Genomic DNA, 14,823 nt, shown 5'->3' with positions numbered 1-14,823 from the left:
CCCAGGGTTCTCGGAGGGTCAAGCGGGTGCGCCGATCGTAGCGGCTTCGGCTCCCGCGTCCGCCTCCCTCGGATCGCAGTGCCCGACCGAGGGAACGCAGGGCTGGCACGGTCCGCACATCGGGAGGAACTGCGGGGGCGTGCAGGACTGCGCCCCCTCCCCGTGCACGGCCGTGATGTCGGCGGTCACCCGGGCCATCTGCGGGCCGCCCCAGATGTCGGCGAGCGGCGTTTCCCGCACGTTGCCGATGGTGAGGAACCGTCCCAGGACGCAGGGCCAGACGTCACCGGTCGGGCCGATGGCGCACTTCTCGTGGGCACAGTGTCCGCACAGGTCGGCGATGGTCGGTGCGGCTCCTCGGCCGGCCCGTCCGAACGCGCGGGTCCGGTCGCCGCCGATCTCTTCGACTCCGAGTGCCACCAGATCCCGCGCGGCCTCCTGGACGCGCTGGCCCGGGTTCACGGCGACGACTCCGCCCCTCAGCGAGATGCCCCGCTCAACCGCCTTGGCGACGTTCGCACGGGTGCGCCTGTGAGACCCCTTGAGCCTGGTCACCGTGTCGTGGTCCTCCGCGCTGTCGGAGTAGTACGACGTTGCCAGCTTGACGCTGCACGCCGTGAAGGTCTCCCACAGCTCGTCGCGGATGTGGGTCAGGTTCGAGAACACCTCGATCGCCAGCCCCGTCCCGTGCGCGTGCTCGATCAGCTCGCGGAGATGGGGGTACAGCGTCGGTTCCCCGCCGATGAACTGCACGTCCCGTGCTCCGATGGCCGAGAGCTGATCGATCGTGTTCTTCCAGTCCGGCACGGTCATCGTGCCGTGCGTCCCCTTGGGGGACGAGTCGGCGTAGCAGTGGTCACAGAATTCGTTGCAGAGTCCCGTCACCTCTCACCACGCGAACTTCAGCGGGTTCCGGACAGCGTGCATGGGGAGACTCCTTACGACGTGGGAATGGTGGTTTCCGCTGAGCGAGGAGCGAGTGTCAGAGGTTGTCCGTCAAGGCGAGCGCCACGGTGGCGAAGCACAGGGCGACCGCGCCGAACGCGAACGTCGGCCACGCGGCGCAGCCGAGGAAGCGTTTGACGACCGTCCATGTCCGCCGGGCGGAACTCCGCGCGGTTGTACGTCGCTGCTCGACGACTGGTGGCCGGATCACGGCTTGCCCCTGCGGCTTCTCTGGTTGACCTCCACGAGCCTGCTCCGCAGGCCGTTCGCGGTCCGCTCCGCCTGCGGCACGTAGTCCGGGCACCGCTCTGATCCACACCGGCACTTCGGCCACCGCAGGGCATCCCCCGGAACGAGGTCTGCTCCCTCCGGGCCGGGGTCGGCTTTCCGTACCAGGAGCACCCCGGCCACTCAGCGTGCTCCGGAGAGACGGGACAGGAATCGTCGGGCCTCAGTGCTGGGCTTCATACCGTTCAGCGTCGGCCTGCGGATGGTCGGCATCCATTGGCCCGGCATGGGCCCCCACATGGGCCAAGGTGTAGGCCACACTGGGTCGATGACGACCGCGATCGGGGCCAACATCAGGCGTCTGCGGAAACAGCGCGGATGGACTCAGGCGCGCTTGGCGTGGGAGCTGTGCCGTGCGGCGGGGGTGCAGGGCAAGCCGGTCAGCGCCCAGGAGATCAGCAGGTGGGAAGCCGGTCGGCGCACTCCGCGCGACTGGCTTCCGTTCCTCGCTGCCGTACTGGGCGTTTCCGTGGACGTGCTCACCGGCCCTCCAGCGCCCCCGGAACCGGCGATGCCGGCGCTGGCCGACTATCTGCCCGAAGGGGACCCGCTGGCCCCTCTCAGTGCCAAGAGCGGGCGTCGCATCGGCGAGGGAGTTGTACTCGACCTGCACCAGAGGGTTCACGGGCTGCGTCTTGCCGATGATGTCGTCTACGGACTGGATCTCATCGGGCGGGCGATGCGGGACCTGCGCGCCGCCATCACCCTCTACCGGGAAGCCCGGTACACCGAGGAGACCGGCCGCCAACTCTTGAGCTTGATCGGTGAGTTTGCGCAGATCGCCGGCTGGATTGCCAGCGACGCGGGGCAGCACACGGAAGCTGAGCGGATCTACCGGCTGGGACTCAGCGCGGCCCAACAAGGTGAGGACCACACCTTGGCCGGGAACCTCGCCGGTTCGCTGGCCTACCAGCTCAGCAACACCGGCCGCGAAGCGGAGGGGCTGGTACTCGCTCGCTCAGCGCTGGCGGAGGCCGGGACGGACGCACCGCCGAAGGCTCGCGCGCTGTACTTCGACCGGGTCGCCTGGGCGTACACGAAAGCCGGGGGGTCTGAGTGCGCGCAGCACGCCATGCGGGCGCTTGGGGAAGCCGGGGAAGCACTGGCCGAGGACAGCGCGGGAACCGAGTCCCCGACCTGGCTGTACTGGGTGGACGCCGGCGAACTCCAGGTCATGGAATCCCGGGTCCACACCGAACTGCATCGACCGCTCCGAGCTGTACCACTCCTGCGGGATGTGCTCAGCCGGTACGACGCGACCCACACGCGGGAACTCGCGCTGTACCTGTCGCGGCTCGCTGTGGCCTACGCCGACGCCAACGAACCAGAGGAGGCGGCGGCGACCGCAGAGCGGGTCATCAGCCTGTCGGCGGACGTGGCCAGCGAGCGGACAGCGGAACGGGGCCGGGTCGTGCTGGCCCGGCTTGCCGAGTACGCACACGTGCCCGAAGTCCAGGCGGTACTCGACAGCGTGGCGTGAGCAGGGGGCCGCGACTCGTTCGCTGGACTCCCCGGCGTGAGACCCCGGAGTCATCATGCGGACGGTGAGCCCGCCACGTTGGTCGTGTACGTCATCGCATGCCAGGTACGTCAAGCACATGATTTAGCTGGGGGAAAGCTTGCGCGCCTGTCTCAGGCGCTATCGGCAAGGTGCCGGCAGGAGAGGCCCGGTGGACTCCGAGGGCCCTGGCAATGGCCGTGGCGCTCTCTCCCCCCCGGCCGCACCTGGCGCGGGCCACGGCTAGCTTGTCGTCGTCCATCAGCAGGCGTCCGCCCACGCTGCCCTTGCGGGCGGCGGTGTCGAGCACTTCCAACATCTTCTGCCGGATGCCCTCCCGCTCCACCTCGGTGGCCACGGCCAGGACGGCGAACACGATCACCCCGCCCCGTTCGGGGCGTACACCCCGGTGAGGGCCGGAGAGGAGTTCCAGTTGGACGCCGTCTTTCTGAAGCATGGACGGCAGAGTCATGAGTTCCGCAGCGTTGCAAGCGAGGCGCTTCATCTTCACCACGGTCAGGATGACCGGCTGATATGGCGCGTATCGACCTGTCGTCCCTGATCCGACCAGGAGATTCGCTCGGCTGTTGGTCGCGTGGTCGATCACGCCACAGCCGGAGAAAGCAGAAAAACCCCAGGTCAACTGGGGTTCTTACTGGTGTCCGAGGGGGGACTTGAACCCCCACGCCCGATAAAGGGCACTAGCACCTCAAGCTAGCGCGTCTGCCATTCCGCCACCCGGACCAGGTGACCGCTTCGGTTTCCCTCGGCGACATGGACAACAATACCAGGGGATCGGAGTGCCCCTCACCCACATATCCCGTGGTCAGCGGGGGGGGCAGGGTCGCCGGGTGAGGTCAGGACGCACCCACCGCGCCCTGACCTCGCCGCAGCGGCGGGCCCCAGGGAGCCGCGACGGGCCAGGACTGACGCGCGGGGGCCACACAATCGGGGAATTCTCACACAGAGCGCTTGGTCGACTACTCATGACGCCGGTCGGCGCCCCAGGTGACGACGGGCACTGGCTCCTGCCCCTGGGGGGCGGCCCTCAGGGGCAGGAGCCCGGTCAGCAGTCCTCGCGGAGCCCGTGGAGGTGGGCGCCAGCCTTGCGGGCGAACGCGAAGGAGTCGACCGGGTTGTCGTGCTCCGCCTGCCAGTGGTGGTCGCGGCGGCCGCCGGGGGTGCCGCCCACTGCTGCCAGGAAGGTGCGGAAGTCGATGTCGCCGTCGCCGACGTCCCGCATACGGTAGCCGTCGCGGGCGGACGCGTCCCGGGTGCCGTCCTTCACATGGAAGAGCGGATAGCGGTCCGGCTGGTCGAGGACATAGCGCAGGGGATCGAAGGGGGCGGGGGTGCCGTCGGGGCGGGTGCCGAAGCGGTGCTGTCCGACGTACGCCCAGAAGATGTCCATCTCCAGGAAGACCAGGTCGGGATCGGTTTCGGCGAGGAGGACGTCGTAGAGGCGGACATCGGGCCGGTCGGTGGCGAAGGAGAATTCCTCGGCGTGGTTGTGCTGGTAGAAACGCATGCCGCGGCGGCGGGCGGCCTCGCCGTAGGTGTTGAAGTCCTCGGCAGCCCGCTTCCACGCGTCGACCGTGGATCCGTATCGGAAGGGCGGCGACGCCGTGCCGATGTGGCGGAGGCCGAGCGTCTGGGCGTCGTCGAGGACCCGGTCCAGGTTCTGGGCGAAGGTGTAGGCATGGGGGTCGGTGGACCAGTAGCCGACGTGGCTGCCTATGGGCCGGAGGCCGTGGTCGCGGGCGAGACGGCGCAGTCCCCGCAGGGTGATCGGTCCTGCGGCGCCCTGGGTGTAGCCGGCGAACTCGATCTCGTCGTAGCCGTGGCGTGCCAGCTCCGCGAAGACGGGGGCGAAGCCGAGGGTGGTGACCTTGTCCCGGAGGGAGTAGAGCTGGATGCCGAGGCGGCCGGGCGGGAGAACGGGGCGGCCTCTCCCCCGGACCGGGCCGGGCACGGGATGGGCGGCGGGCCCTGCGGGCGCGGGGTGGGCGGGTGTGGTGGCCGCGCCCAGCAGCGCGGCGGCCGCACCGCCCGCCGCGACGCCGAGCATGCCGCGACGGCTGAACCTGTGGACAAGTCCGGGATCCCTGTCCCTGCCGATGAGCCTCATTGTGGATAACTCCTCGATGTCGGTGATCCGTGGTTCAGTGGAGACCGGCGAGCCGAAGCAGCAGGGTCTTCACATCGGTGGCCGCGACGCGGCCGTGCACGGCATGGGGGGTGGAGCACAGAATGAGCGGACCTTCGTCCTCGTTCGCGGGGAGGCGGCCATGGCTGCCACGGATAGGTGACGGGTCCAGGGGGACCACCGCCATGCGGTAGCGCAGACCCAGCTTCTTGCGGGCGAGCGCGGCCGCCACCCTGAGCCGCACATAGGGGTCGTCGGGGTCGAGGAACAGCTCGACGGGGTCGTATCCGGGTTTCCGGTGGATCTCGACGAGCCGGGCGAAGTCGGGGGCGCGGATGTCGTCGAGCCAGTAGTAGTAGGTGAACCAGGCGTCGGGTTCGGCGACGGCGACCAGGTCACCGGAGCGGGGGTGGTCCAGGCCCTCGGCCTTCTTTCCCTCGTCGTCGAGGAGCCGTTCCACGCCGGGCAGGCCGGCCAGGACCCGGTGGGCGGCCGCCAGATCGTCGGGGCCCCGCGCGTACACATGGGCGATCTGGTGGTCGGCGACGGCGAACACCCGGGACGCCATCGGGTCCAGGTACTCCATGCCGTCCTGGGTGTGCACCTCCAGCAGTCCCGCGCTGCGCAGAGCACGGTTGATGTCGACGGGGCGGCTCACCGGGGTGATGCCGTACTCGGAGAGCGCGACGACGGTGCGGCCCTGCCGGTCGGCGTCGTCGAGGAGGGGGGCGAGGGCCGCGTCCAGCGCGGCCGCGGCGCGGCGGGCGTGCGGGCCGTCGGGGCCGTGGCGCTGGAGGTCGTAGTCCAGGTGAGGGAGGTAGCACAGGGTCAGATCGGGGTCGTGCGTGGTCATGATGTGGCGGGTGGCGTCCACGATCCACCGGGACGAGACGAGGTCCGCGCCCGGCCCCCAGAAGTGGAACAGGGGGAACGTGCCGAAGCGGCGGGTGAGGTCGTCGTGGAGGCCGGGCGGCCTGGTGTAGCAGTCGGGTTCCTTGCGTCCGTCCGCGTAGTACACGGGGCGGGGAGTGACGGTGATGTCGGTGTCCGCACCCATGGCGTACCACCAGCAGATGTTCGCCACGGTGTAGCCGGGGTGGGCGCGGCGGGCCGCGTCCCACAGCTTGTCGCCGGAGACCAGGCCGTTGTGCTGCCGCCACAGCAGGACCTCGCCGAGGTCCCGGAAGTACCAGCCGTTGCCGACGATGCCGTGTTCGGCGGGGAGCGTCCCGGTGAGGAAGGTGGACTGCGCCGCGCAGGTCACGGCGGGCAGGACGGTACCGAGGGCGGCCTGCGAGCCGGCGGCGGCGAGGGCCCGGAGGCGGGGCATGTGGGCGAGGAGCCGGGGGGTGAGGCCGACGACGTCGAGGACGAGGAGCGGGGTGGGGCGGGGGGCTGGGGAGGGTGGGGAGGGGAGGGGGGAGGGGGCCCCCGGGGGGAGGGGGGTCTGCGGGGCGGCGGCGTCCGTCACGGCAGCTCCTTCAGCCCGAGGTCCGTCAGCAGGTCGCGGGCCAGGGCCAGTTCGGCGGCGATGCCTTCCGCGAGTTGGGCGCGGTTGCGGGGGCGCAGGGCGGGTGGGAGGGCCTGCCAGGTGTAGGTCTCGACTTCGAGGTGGTGGGTGAGGGGGTGGGGGCCGCCGACGAGGGCGGTCAGGGCTTCCTTCAGGACGGGGAGGGTGGTGGTGAGGGGTGGGGCGGGCGGGGTGTGGAGGGGGATGTGGAAGTGGGAGCGCCAGGGGGCTGTGTCGGGGAGGGTCGCTCCGGTGAGGGCTTCGGGGAGGTCGTCGGTGCCGTGGAGGCCGGTGGCGGTGCGGGTGCGGGTCTGGTGGAGGAAGCGGGGTTCGGCGAAGGCGGCGAGGGCGGCGCGGACTTCGGGGAGGTGGGGTTCTTCGGCGTGGAGCGCGGCGGACAGCTGTGCCTTGGGGATGGGTACGCCCGCGTGGGTGAGGGCGGCGATGGCGGGGGCGGGGTCCTCGAAGGCGGTGGCGAGGTGGCAGGTGTCGACGCAGATGCCGATGTGGTCGGAGCCGATGGCGGTGAGGGGGGCGATGGCGTCGGTGGTGGTTTCGACGGCGCAGCCTGGTTCGGGTTCGAGGGCGATCCGGATGTTTCGGCCGGTGAGCTGGTGGAGGGCGTCGAGGCGGCCGGCGAGGGTGGTGAGGGCGGCGCGGGCGGTGGTGTCGGCGGTGGGGTTCCAGTGGGTGCGCCAGCCGAGGGGGAGGGTGGAGATGGTGCCGTCGGTGATGTCGGCGGGGAGGAGGGCGGCGAGGAGGCGGGCGAGGTCGGTGGTGTGGGCGAGGCGTTCGGGATGGGTCCAGTCGGGCCGGTAGACGCGGTGTTTGACCTGGGCGGAGCCGAAGCCCTGGTAGGGGAAGCCGTTGAGGGTGACGACTTCGAGGCCGTGGTGGTCGAGTGCGCGGCGAAGGCCGCGGAGGGCTGCGGGGTCGGTGGTGAGGGCGCGGGCGGCGTCGTGGGCGAGCCAGAGGCCGATGCCGAGGCGATCGCGGCCGAGGCGTTTGCGGACGGGTTCGCAGTGGTCGCGGAGTTGGGCGAGGACCCCGGGGAGGTTTTCGGCGGGGTGGACGTTGGTGCAGTAGGCGAGGTGGACGGTGGTGCCGTCGGGGTGCCGGAAGCGCATCCGTGGTCCCTCATTCCCCGCCGCGGAGAGTTGAGTTGCCGGTGCGGTGGTCGACGGGGGTGTCGGGGGCAGGGGGTTCGAGGCGGAGCCGTCCGCTGAGTCCGTAGAAGGTGGCGGGGTTTCGCCAGAGGACCTGGTCGACGTCGTCGTCGGTGAATCCGGCGGCGAGCATGGCGTCGCCGACGGCGCGGGTCTTGAGGGGGTCGCTCTGTCCCCAGTCGGCGGCGGAGTTGACGAGGATCCGGTCGGTGCCGTGGCTACGGAGGAGGGTGACCATGCGGTGCTCGTCCATCTTGGTGTCGGGGTAGATGGAGAAGCCGAGCCAGCAGCCACTGTCAGTGGCGTCTGCGATGGTGGTTTCGTTGAGGTGGTCGAGGAGGACGCGTTCCGGGGGGAGCGCGGATTCGCCGAGGACGTCGAGGGTGCGGCGGAGTCCGGCGCGTTTGTCACGGTGGGGGGTGTGGATGAGGGCGGGGAGGCCGTGGTCGGCGGCGAGTTGGAGTTGGGTGGCGAGTGCGGTGTCCTCGGCGGGGGTCATGGAGTCGTAGCCGATTTCGCCGACGGCGACGACGTTGTCCTTGACGAGGTAGCGGGGCAGGTCGTCGAGGAGGGGGATGCAGCGGGGGTCGTTGGCCTCCTTGGGGTTGAGGGCGAGGGCGCAGTGGTGGGCGATGCCGTACTGGGCGGCGCGGAAGGGTTCCCAGCCGAGGAGGGAGTCGAAGTAGTCGTGGAAGCTGGCGGGTGAGGTGCGGGGCTGGCCGAGCCAGAAGGAGGGTTCGACGAGGGCGCGGACTCCGGCGGTGTGCATGGCCCGGTAGTCGTCGGTGGTGCGGGAGGTCATGTGGATGTGGGGGTCGAAGATGCGCATCCGTACTCCTCAGGACTCCGTGGGCGGTGTGTCTGTCAGGGTCAGTACGCGGTGGAGGCCGGGGGGTGGGGGGCGGCCGGCGGCGGTTCGTTCGGCGGCGTAGTCGGTGAGCATGCGGTGGAGTTCGCCATCGCCGCGGGCGCGGTGGGCGAGTGAGGCGACGGCGTCGACGGGGACGCCGGTGAAGAGGCATTTGAGGACGGCGTGCCGCCAGGTGTGGGCGTCGAGGTGGCGGGCCGCGTAGGGGCCGACCGCTGCGGCGATGAGGCGGGTGTCGTTGCTGCGGAGGGCGTCGTCGACGAGGGGGACGGCGGCGTCGGGCGGGGTGAGGTGGTCGAGGTGCGGGAGGGCGAGGAGGACGGCGCGGCGTTCGTCGGCGGTGCCGTGGTGGTAGAGGCGGGTGAGGGTGTCGGCGTCGGGGCGGGCGCGGGTGAGCAGCAGGGTGCGGGCGGTGTCGGCGTGCTGGTGTCCGCAGTGGCGGCCGGCGGTGGCGAAGCGGAGTTCCCAGGGGGTGGTGCCGTGGGGGGTGGGGTGGGGGTCGGTGGCTTCGGTGAGGGCCTGGTCGAGCCAGGTGCGGGCGGTGGGGTGGAGTCGGGTGCGGAGGTGATGGGGGTGGTGGGGGTCGGGGGTCATGCCGGTGCTCCGTGGGCGCGGAGGAAGTGGAGTGAGGTGCGGGCGAGTTCGGGGCCCGCGTGGGAGTGGCGGGGCAGTTCGACGACGGTGAGGCCGTGGTAGCCGGTGTCGGTGAGGGCGGCGAGGACGGCGAGGACGGGCGGGAAGTCGATGTCGCCGTCGCCGAAGGGGAGGTGTTCGTGGACGCCTCGGCGCATGTCCTCGATCTGGATGTGGCGGATCCAGGGGGCGGCGGCGCGGACGCAGTCGGCGGGTGACGTGTCCTCCAGGCATTGGCAGTGGCCGATGTCGAGGGTGAGGCCGAGTGCTTCGGGGTTGCCGAGGGTGGTGCGCAGGTGGTGGAAGTCGGCGAGGGTGGCGAGGAGGTGGCCGGGTTCGGGTTCGACGGCGAGGGGGATGCCGGCGTCCTGGGCGGTGTGGAGTGCGGGGGTGAGGGCGTCGGCGAGGCGTTGCCAGGCGGTGTCGGGGTGGGTGCCGTGGGGGGTGGTGCCGCTGAAGCAGTGGACGGCGTGGGCGCCGAGGTCGGTGGCGATGCGGACGGCGGTGGTGAGGAGGGCGGTGCGGGTGGCGCGGGCCCGGGGGTCGGGGTCGAGGAGTGAGGGGCCGTGTTTGTGGCGGGGGTCGAGGATGTAGCGGGCGCCGGTTTCGACGGTGACGGCGAGTCCCAGGCGGTCCAGGGTGCGGGCGGTGTGGCGGACGCGGGTGGGGAGGTCGGGGGCGAGGGGGTCGAGGTGCATGTGGTCGAGGGTGAGGCCGACGCCGTCGTAGCCGAGGTCGGCGAGGAGGGTGAGGGCGTCGTCGAGGCGGAGGTCGGTGAGGCCGTTGGTGCCGTAGCCGAGGCGGAGGGTGCGGGGCGGCGTCGGGCTGGGGGTGGTGCTCATGTGGGGCTCACGGTGCGGGCGAGGGCGCGGGCGGCGGGGGCGAGTCCGAGGAGCGCGAGGGCGGTGGCGGTGCCGGTGGGGGTGGCGCCTCGGGTGGCGAGGGCGGCCTGGAGGGGGACGAGGGCGCGGATGCCGTTGCCGACGGCGCGGCGGGTGAGGGGTGGTGAGGGGTTGAGGGCGGCGTGCAGGAGGGGGGTGGCGGCGGTGTGGAGGTAGCCGGTGGTGAGGGCGGCGCGGAGGAGGCGGCCGGGGGTGTCGGTGGTGGGGGGTGTGCGGGTGGTGTGGGCGGCGATCGCGAGGGTGGTGGCGAGGGCGGCGAGGGGGGCGCGGGTGGATCCGCCGTGGGTTTCGTGCCGGGAGACGGTGGTGACGCCGTGGGTGTGGGCGGCGAGGGCGAGCGCGGAGGGCAGCGCGGTGCGGAGCCGGGGGGTCCGGGTGTGGTTTTGGGGGCGCGGGCCGGCGGGGGGTGTCGGGGGGAGGGTGGCGGCGGCGCCGAGGAGGAGGTCGAGTGCGCGGGCGGCGGCCATGGCGGTGGGGCCGGCGGGGGTGTGTTTGAGGCGGAGGTCGTAGGCCCAGACGGTGGCGGCGAGGGCGGTGGCGGTGGTGAGGGCGGGGCGGCCCGCGCGGGTGGCGAGGGCGAGGCCGGTGGCGGTGAGGGCGACGGCGGCGGTGAGGGCTGCCGTCGGGGTGATGCGGCCCGAGGGGATGGGGCGGGTGGGGCGTTCCCGGGCGTCCTCGGCGCGGTCGGCCCAGTCGTTGAGGGCCATGCCGGCGGTGTAGAGGCACAGGGAGGTGCCGAGGGCGAGGGCGGTGCGGCGGTTGGGGCGGAGGGCGAGGGCGGCGGCGCCGGTGAGGGTGTCGCCGGGGACGGTGGGCAGGGCGGAGATGCGGAGGAGTTCGGCCCAGGCGCGTGCGGTGGCCCGGCGGTCGGGTGGGGTGGTGCGCGGGGGCCGGGGGTCCTGAGGGGGTGGGGGGTTCAGGAGGCGGTGGAGCCGGGTGGCGCGCTGTCGGCGGGGTGCCGGGGCGGGTCGGCTGATCCGTCCGAGAAGGGTGGTCATCGGGCCTCCGCGGGCCGTGGGGTGGGGTGTGTGGGGACGGCGGCGGGGGGCCGGGCGGGCCGGGCCGGGTGGTTCCGGCCTGCCCGCCGCCGTCCGGGGTCATGGCCCGTCAGGGGCGCAGTTCTCTGAGGGTGATGTCGCGGAAGGAGACCCGGTCGCCGGTGCCGTGGTTCTGGAGGCCGAGGTGGCCGTCCGTGAGACTGCGGGCGGGGTCGGTGTTGGTGAAGTCGTTGATCTTGGTCCCGTTGAGGTGGACCTGGAGGCGTTCTCCCCGGACGGTGATCTCGTACGTGTTCCACTGGCCGGGGGGTCGCAGGGCCCGGTCGCGGGCCTTGAGGTCGGCGGAGCGGAAGCCGTAGACGGCGCCGGTGGTGCGGTCGGGGGTGTCGGTGGCGTCGATCTGGATCTCGTATCCCCGGTTGACGGCGGACCAGGGGTCGTCGGAGGCGGGGAAGCCGACGAAGATTCCGGAGTTGTCGTCGCCTTCGACCTTCCAGTCGAGGGTGAGCCGGTAGGAGCGCAGTTCCTTGGCCTGGTACCAGAGGAGTCCCATGCCGCCTTCGGTGCGGAGTTCTCCGTCGGTGACGGTGAAGCGTCCGGGGCCCGCCTGTTTCCAGCCGTTGAGGGTTTTGCCGTTGAAGAGGGGGCGGTCGCCGGTCCGGGGGGTGCAGTCGGCGCGGGTCTGGCCGGTGGCGTAGCGCAGTCCGCCGAGGAGGTGTTGGCGGAAGGCGGGTTCGGCGTAGGACTCGCGGGTGTGGCCGCCGCCGGTGTAGAAGGACCGGCCGCCGCGGTAGGTCTGGCACCAGGCGATGGGGTGGTCGCCCTTCATGGTGCCGCCGGTGTAGGTGGTCTCGTCGAGGGCGGCGAGGATCCGGACGCCGGGGCGCGGGTTGGTGGCGTAGTCGTACCACTCGTCGGTGCGTTCCCATTCCTCGCCGAGGTGCCGGGTGGCGGGGTGGTCGTGGTCCTCGACGCGTACGGTCGCGCGCTGGATGTGGGGGTGGGAGGAGAAGTGGGCGCCGACGAGTCCCCGGTAGAAGGGCCAGTCGTATTCCGTGTCGGCGGCGGCGTGGACGCCCATGAAGCCGCCGCCGCCCGCGATGTACTGCTCAAGGGCGTTCTGCTGGGCGGTGTCGAGGACGTCGCCGGTGGTGGAGAGGAAGACGACGGCGTCGTAGCGGGCGAGGTTGCCGGTGGTGAACTGGGCGGCGGTCTCGGTGGTGTCGACGGTGATGGCGCTGGTGCCGCCGAGTTCTCTGAGTGCGGCGGTGGCGGCGGGGATGGAGTCGTGGCGGTAGCCGGCGGTCCTGGTGAAGACGAGGACGCGCCGAGCGTCGGGGTCGCGCGGCTGGTGGGAGATGGTGAAGTCGTCGAGGTCGTAGAGGGCTCCGGGGCCGCCCTTGAAGACGAGGAAGAGTTCGGTGGTGCGGCGGGGCGCGGTGTGCAGGGGGATGTCGATGTCCTGGAAGGTCTCCCAGCCGCCGGTGACGGGGACGGGGGCGGATCCGAGGATGCGGCCGGTGGCGGAACCGGTGCGGACTTCGAGGTGGCCGCCGGTGCCGCCGGAGGAGATCCGGGCGGTGAGGGTGGTGGCCTTGGCGAGGTGGTAGGGCTTGAAGGAGATCCAGTCGCCGTCGTGGATGTCTCCGACGGTCCTGCCGCCGTTGGCGGTGGGTTTGTCGTACACGCGGATGCCGGCGGAGGAGCCGAAGTGTTCGGCCTGGCGGTGGCGGGGCTGGAGGACGGCCTGGTCGTGGCTGGTCAGGGGGGCCTGGCCGCCGCCTCCGCCGTCGGTGTACTCGGCGTCGAAGACGCCGAAGATGTTGGCGTTGGGGTCGTGGCCGCCGTCGGAGGAGGTCTTGATCGTGCCGGTGCAGCCCTGTGCGGAGGTGATGGGGTGGCCGTGGCTGTCGTGGCCGAGGATGTAGCTGACCTTGACCTTGGCGCAGTCGACGGGTCCGCCGGCTCCGTCTTCGGGGTCGGTGACGGTGACCCGGAAGGGGATCTCGTCGCCGAAGCGGAAGAGGGCGCCGTCGGCGGGGAGGTGGAGGGTGACCTTGGGGGCGGTGTTGCCGACGACGACACGGACACTGGCGGAGCCGGTGCGTCCGCCGGGGTCCCTGGCGGTGACGGTGGCGGTGTAGGTGCCGTTGGCGCGGTAGGTGTGGGTGGGGTGGGCGGCGGTGGAGTGGTGTCCGTCGCCGAAGTCCCACTGGTAGGTGAGGGGGTCGCCGTCGGCGTCGCTGGTTCCGGCGGAGGAGAAGGCGACCTTCAGCGGGGCCTTGCCGGAGGTTCTGGCGGCGGTGGCCTCGGCGACGGGCGAGCGTCCGCCGGTGGCGTTCTCGATGCGGTAGAGGGCGGAGTTGTGGTCGCCGCCGAACCAGGCGGTGCCGTAGTCGAGGACGTAGAGCGCGCCGTCCGGGCCGAAGGTCATGTCCATGACCTGGGTGCCGTTCCAGGGGAAGGCGTGGATGGCTCCGGGGCCGCCGTCGGCGGTGTGTTCGACGCGCCGGATCCAGCGGCGGCCGAACTCCCCGGCGAAGAAGTCCCCGTCGTAGGCCTCGGGGAATTTCACCGGGGAGGGATTGTCCGGGTCGTAGCGGTAGACCGGGCCGCCCATGGGGGATTCGGAGCCGGTGCCGAATGCGGGGACGGAGCCGCCGTCGTAGGGTATCCACGCCGAGCGCGCGGGCGGCAGGTCCCGGAGTCCGGTGTTGTACGGGGAGTCGTTGCGCGGGGCGGCGCAGTCGTACGGGGGGCCGCTCGTGCCGGTGGCGAAGTCGTAGTCGGTGTAGGGCTCTCCGGCGATGCCGCAGAAGGGCCAGCCGTAGTTCCCGGGGCCGGTGATCCTGAGGAAGCCGACCTTTCCGGAGGGGCCGCGCCCCGGCTCGGGGGCCCCGGCGTCGGGCCCGTACTCACCGGCGTAGAGGTGTCCGGTGCGCTGGTCGACGCTGAAGCGGAACGGGTTGCGCAGGCCCATGGCATAGATCTCGGGCCGGGTGTCGGGGGTGCCCGGCGCGAAGAGGTTCCCGTCGGGGACGGTGTAGGAGCCGTCCGCGGCGACCTTGATCCTGAGGATCTTGCCGCGCAGGTCGTCGGTGTTGCCGGAGGTGCGGCGGGCGTCGTACGCGGGGTTGCGGCCGGGCCGTTCGTCGAGGGGGGCGTAGCCGTCGGAGGCGAACGGGTTGGAGTCGTCGCCGGTGGAGAGGTAGAGGTTGCCCTGTGCGTCGAAGTCGATGTCGCCGCCGACATGACAGCAGATGCCCCGGGTGGCGGGGACGTCGAGGATCTTCTTCTCACTGGCGTTGTCGAGAGTGCCGTCGGGCCGCAGGACGAAGCGGGAGAGCCGGTTGACGCCCTCGTAGGGGGCGAAGTCGGCGGGGGTGCCGTCGGTGGGGGCGTCGCCGGGCGGGGTGTCGAGCGGGGGCGCGTAGTAGAGGTAGAGGAAGCGGTTCTCGCGGAATCCGGGGTCGAGCCCTATGCCCTGGAGTCCTTCCTCGTCATGGGTGTAGACGGGGATCTTCCCGACGACGCGGGTGTTGCCGGCGCTGTCGGTGAGCCGGAGTTCGCCGTTGCGCGAGGTGTGCAGGACGCCTCGGTCGGGGAGGACGGCCAGGGACATGGGTTCCCCGGTCTCGGCCGCTCCCTTGGCGAGGGTGACCTGCTGGAACTGTTCGGCGGTCGGGGCGGGGGCCGCCGCGGCGGGGGCGGCGCCCGCGGGCCGGGCGGGGGTGAGGGTGAGGGTTCCGGCGGTGAGCAGGACGCCGGTGACGAGGGCGAGCACGGTTCGGGCGCGTGGTCGTGGGGGCGATCGGTGCACGGGTCACTCCTCTGCTGCACGGGGGCTCCTGCTGGGAGGGCTCCGGTGC

At 71.9% G+C, this 14,823-nt stretch carries 12 protein-coding genes and 1 tRNA gene; 1 reads left to right on the top strand and 12 read right to left on the bottom strand.

Annotated features, from left to right (window positions below; all coding sequences use genetic code 11):
- Positions 1-18 precede the first annotated feature (18 nt).
- Positions 19-885 carry a radical SAM protein gene (locus SYYSPA8_RS28920; RefSeq protein WP_323450323.1) on the bottom strand — a complete coding sequence of 289 codons (867 nt, stop codon included), beginning with the start codon at positions 883-885 and terminating at the stop codon, positions 19-21.
- 97 nt (positions 886-982) lie between these two features.
- Complete coding sequence (locus SYYSPA8_RS28915) at positions 983-1,156, bottom strand: hypothetical protein (protein WP_323450322.1); 174 nt, start codon at positions 1,154-1,156, stop codon at positions 983-985.
- Positions 1,157-1,501: 345 nt separating this feature from the next.
- On the opposite strand from SYYSPA8_RS28915, the gene SYYSPA8_RS28910 reads away from it, so the two are divergent.
- Positions 1,502-2,713: a helix-turn-helix transcriptional regulator gene (locus SYYSPA8_RS28910; protein WP_323450321.1), complete on the top strand. Its 1,212-nt coding sequence runs from the start codon at positions 1,502-1,504 to the stop codon at positions 2,711-2,713.
- A 91-nt stretch (positions 2,714-2,804) separates the two neighbouring features.
- Here SYYSPA8_RS28910 and SYYSPA8_RS28905 read toward each other — a convergent pair whose 3' ends face one another.
- The 10 genes from SYYSPA8_RS28905 to SYYSPA8_RS28860 form a co-directional block, all read right to left on the bottom strand.
- Complete coding sequence (locus SYYSPA8_RS28905) at positions 2,805-3,374, bottom strand: recombinase family protein (RefSeq protein WP_323450320.1); 570 nt, start codon at positions 3,372-3,374, stop codon at positions 2,805-2,807.
- A gap of 13 nt (positions 3,375-3,387) precedes the next feature.
- Positions 3,388-3,475 (bottom strand) — tRNA-Leu (locus SYYSPA8_RS28900).
- A 322-nt stretch (positions 3,476-3,797) separates the two neighbouring features.
- Entirely contained in the window at positions 3,798-4,859 is a 1,062-nt protein-coding gene (locus SYYSPA8_RS28895; protein WP_323450319.1) for a sugar phosphate isomerase/epimerase family protein, read from the bottom strand.
- Positions 4,860-4,893: 34 nt separating this feature from the next.
- Entirely contained in the window at positions 4,894-6,348 is a 1,455-nt protein-coding gene (locus SYYSPA8_RS28890) for an alkaline phosphatase family protein (protein WP_323450318.1), read from the bottom strand.
- Positions 6,345-7,514: a metabolite traffic protein EboE gene (gene eboE / locus SYYSPA8_RS28885; RefSeq protein WP_323450317.1), complete on the bottom strand. Its 1,170-nt coding sequence runs from the start codon at positions 7,512-7,514 to the stop codon at positions 6,345-6,347. Before eboE ends, SYYSPA8_RS28890 begins: the two co-directional genes overlap by 4 nt.
- A gap of 10 nt (positions 7,515-7,524) precedes the next feature.
- Positions 7,525-8,382, bottom strand: coding sequence for a TatD family hydrolase (locus SYYSPA8_RS28880; protein WP_323450316.1), 858 nt, complete (start codon positions 8,380-8,382; stop codon positions 7,525-7,527).
- A 9-nt stretch (positions 8,383-8,391) separates the two neighbouring features.
- Positions 8,392-9,015 (bottom strand): EboA domain-containing protein, encoded by a 624-nt coding sequence (locus SYYSPA8_RS28875; protein ID WP_323450315.1) that lies wholly within the window; start codon positions 9,013-9,015, stop codon positions 8,392-8,394.
- Positions 9,012-9,896, bottom strand: coding sequence for a sugar phosphate isomerase/epimerase family protein (locus SYYSPA8_RS28870; RefSeq protein ID WP_323450314.1), 885 nt, complete (start codon positions 9,894-9,896; stop codon positions 9,012-9,014). The genes SYYSPA8_RS28875 and SYYSPA8_RS28870 overlap by 4 nt, the downstream gene beginning before the upstream one ends.
- The gene (locus tag SYYSPA8_RS28865) at positions 9,893-10,954 is read right to left on the bottom strand and encodes an SCO3242 family prenyltransferase (protein WP_323450313.1); all 1,062 of its coding nucleotides are present in this window, start codon (positions 10,952-10,954) and stop codon (positions 9,893-9,895) included. Before SYYSPA8_RS28865 ends, SYYSPA8_RS28870 begins: the two co-directional genes overlap by 4 nt.
- Positions 10,955-11,063: 109 nt before the next feature.
- A complete protein-coding gene (locus tag SYYSPA8_RS28860) occupies positions 11,064-14,774 on the bottom strand; it encodes a ThuA domain-containing protein (RefSeq protein WP_323450312.1) in 3,711 nt (1,236 codons plus the stop codon).
- Positions 14,775-14,823: the final 49 nt, after the last annotated feature.

Source organism: Streptomyces yaizuensis (genome assembly GCF_034961445.1).
Taxonomy (GTDB): Bacteria; Actinomycetota; Actinomycetes; order Streptomycetales; family Streptomycetaceae; genus Streptomyces; species Streptomyces yaizuensis.
This window is presented reverse-complemented; position numbering and strand designations above follow the sequence as displayed.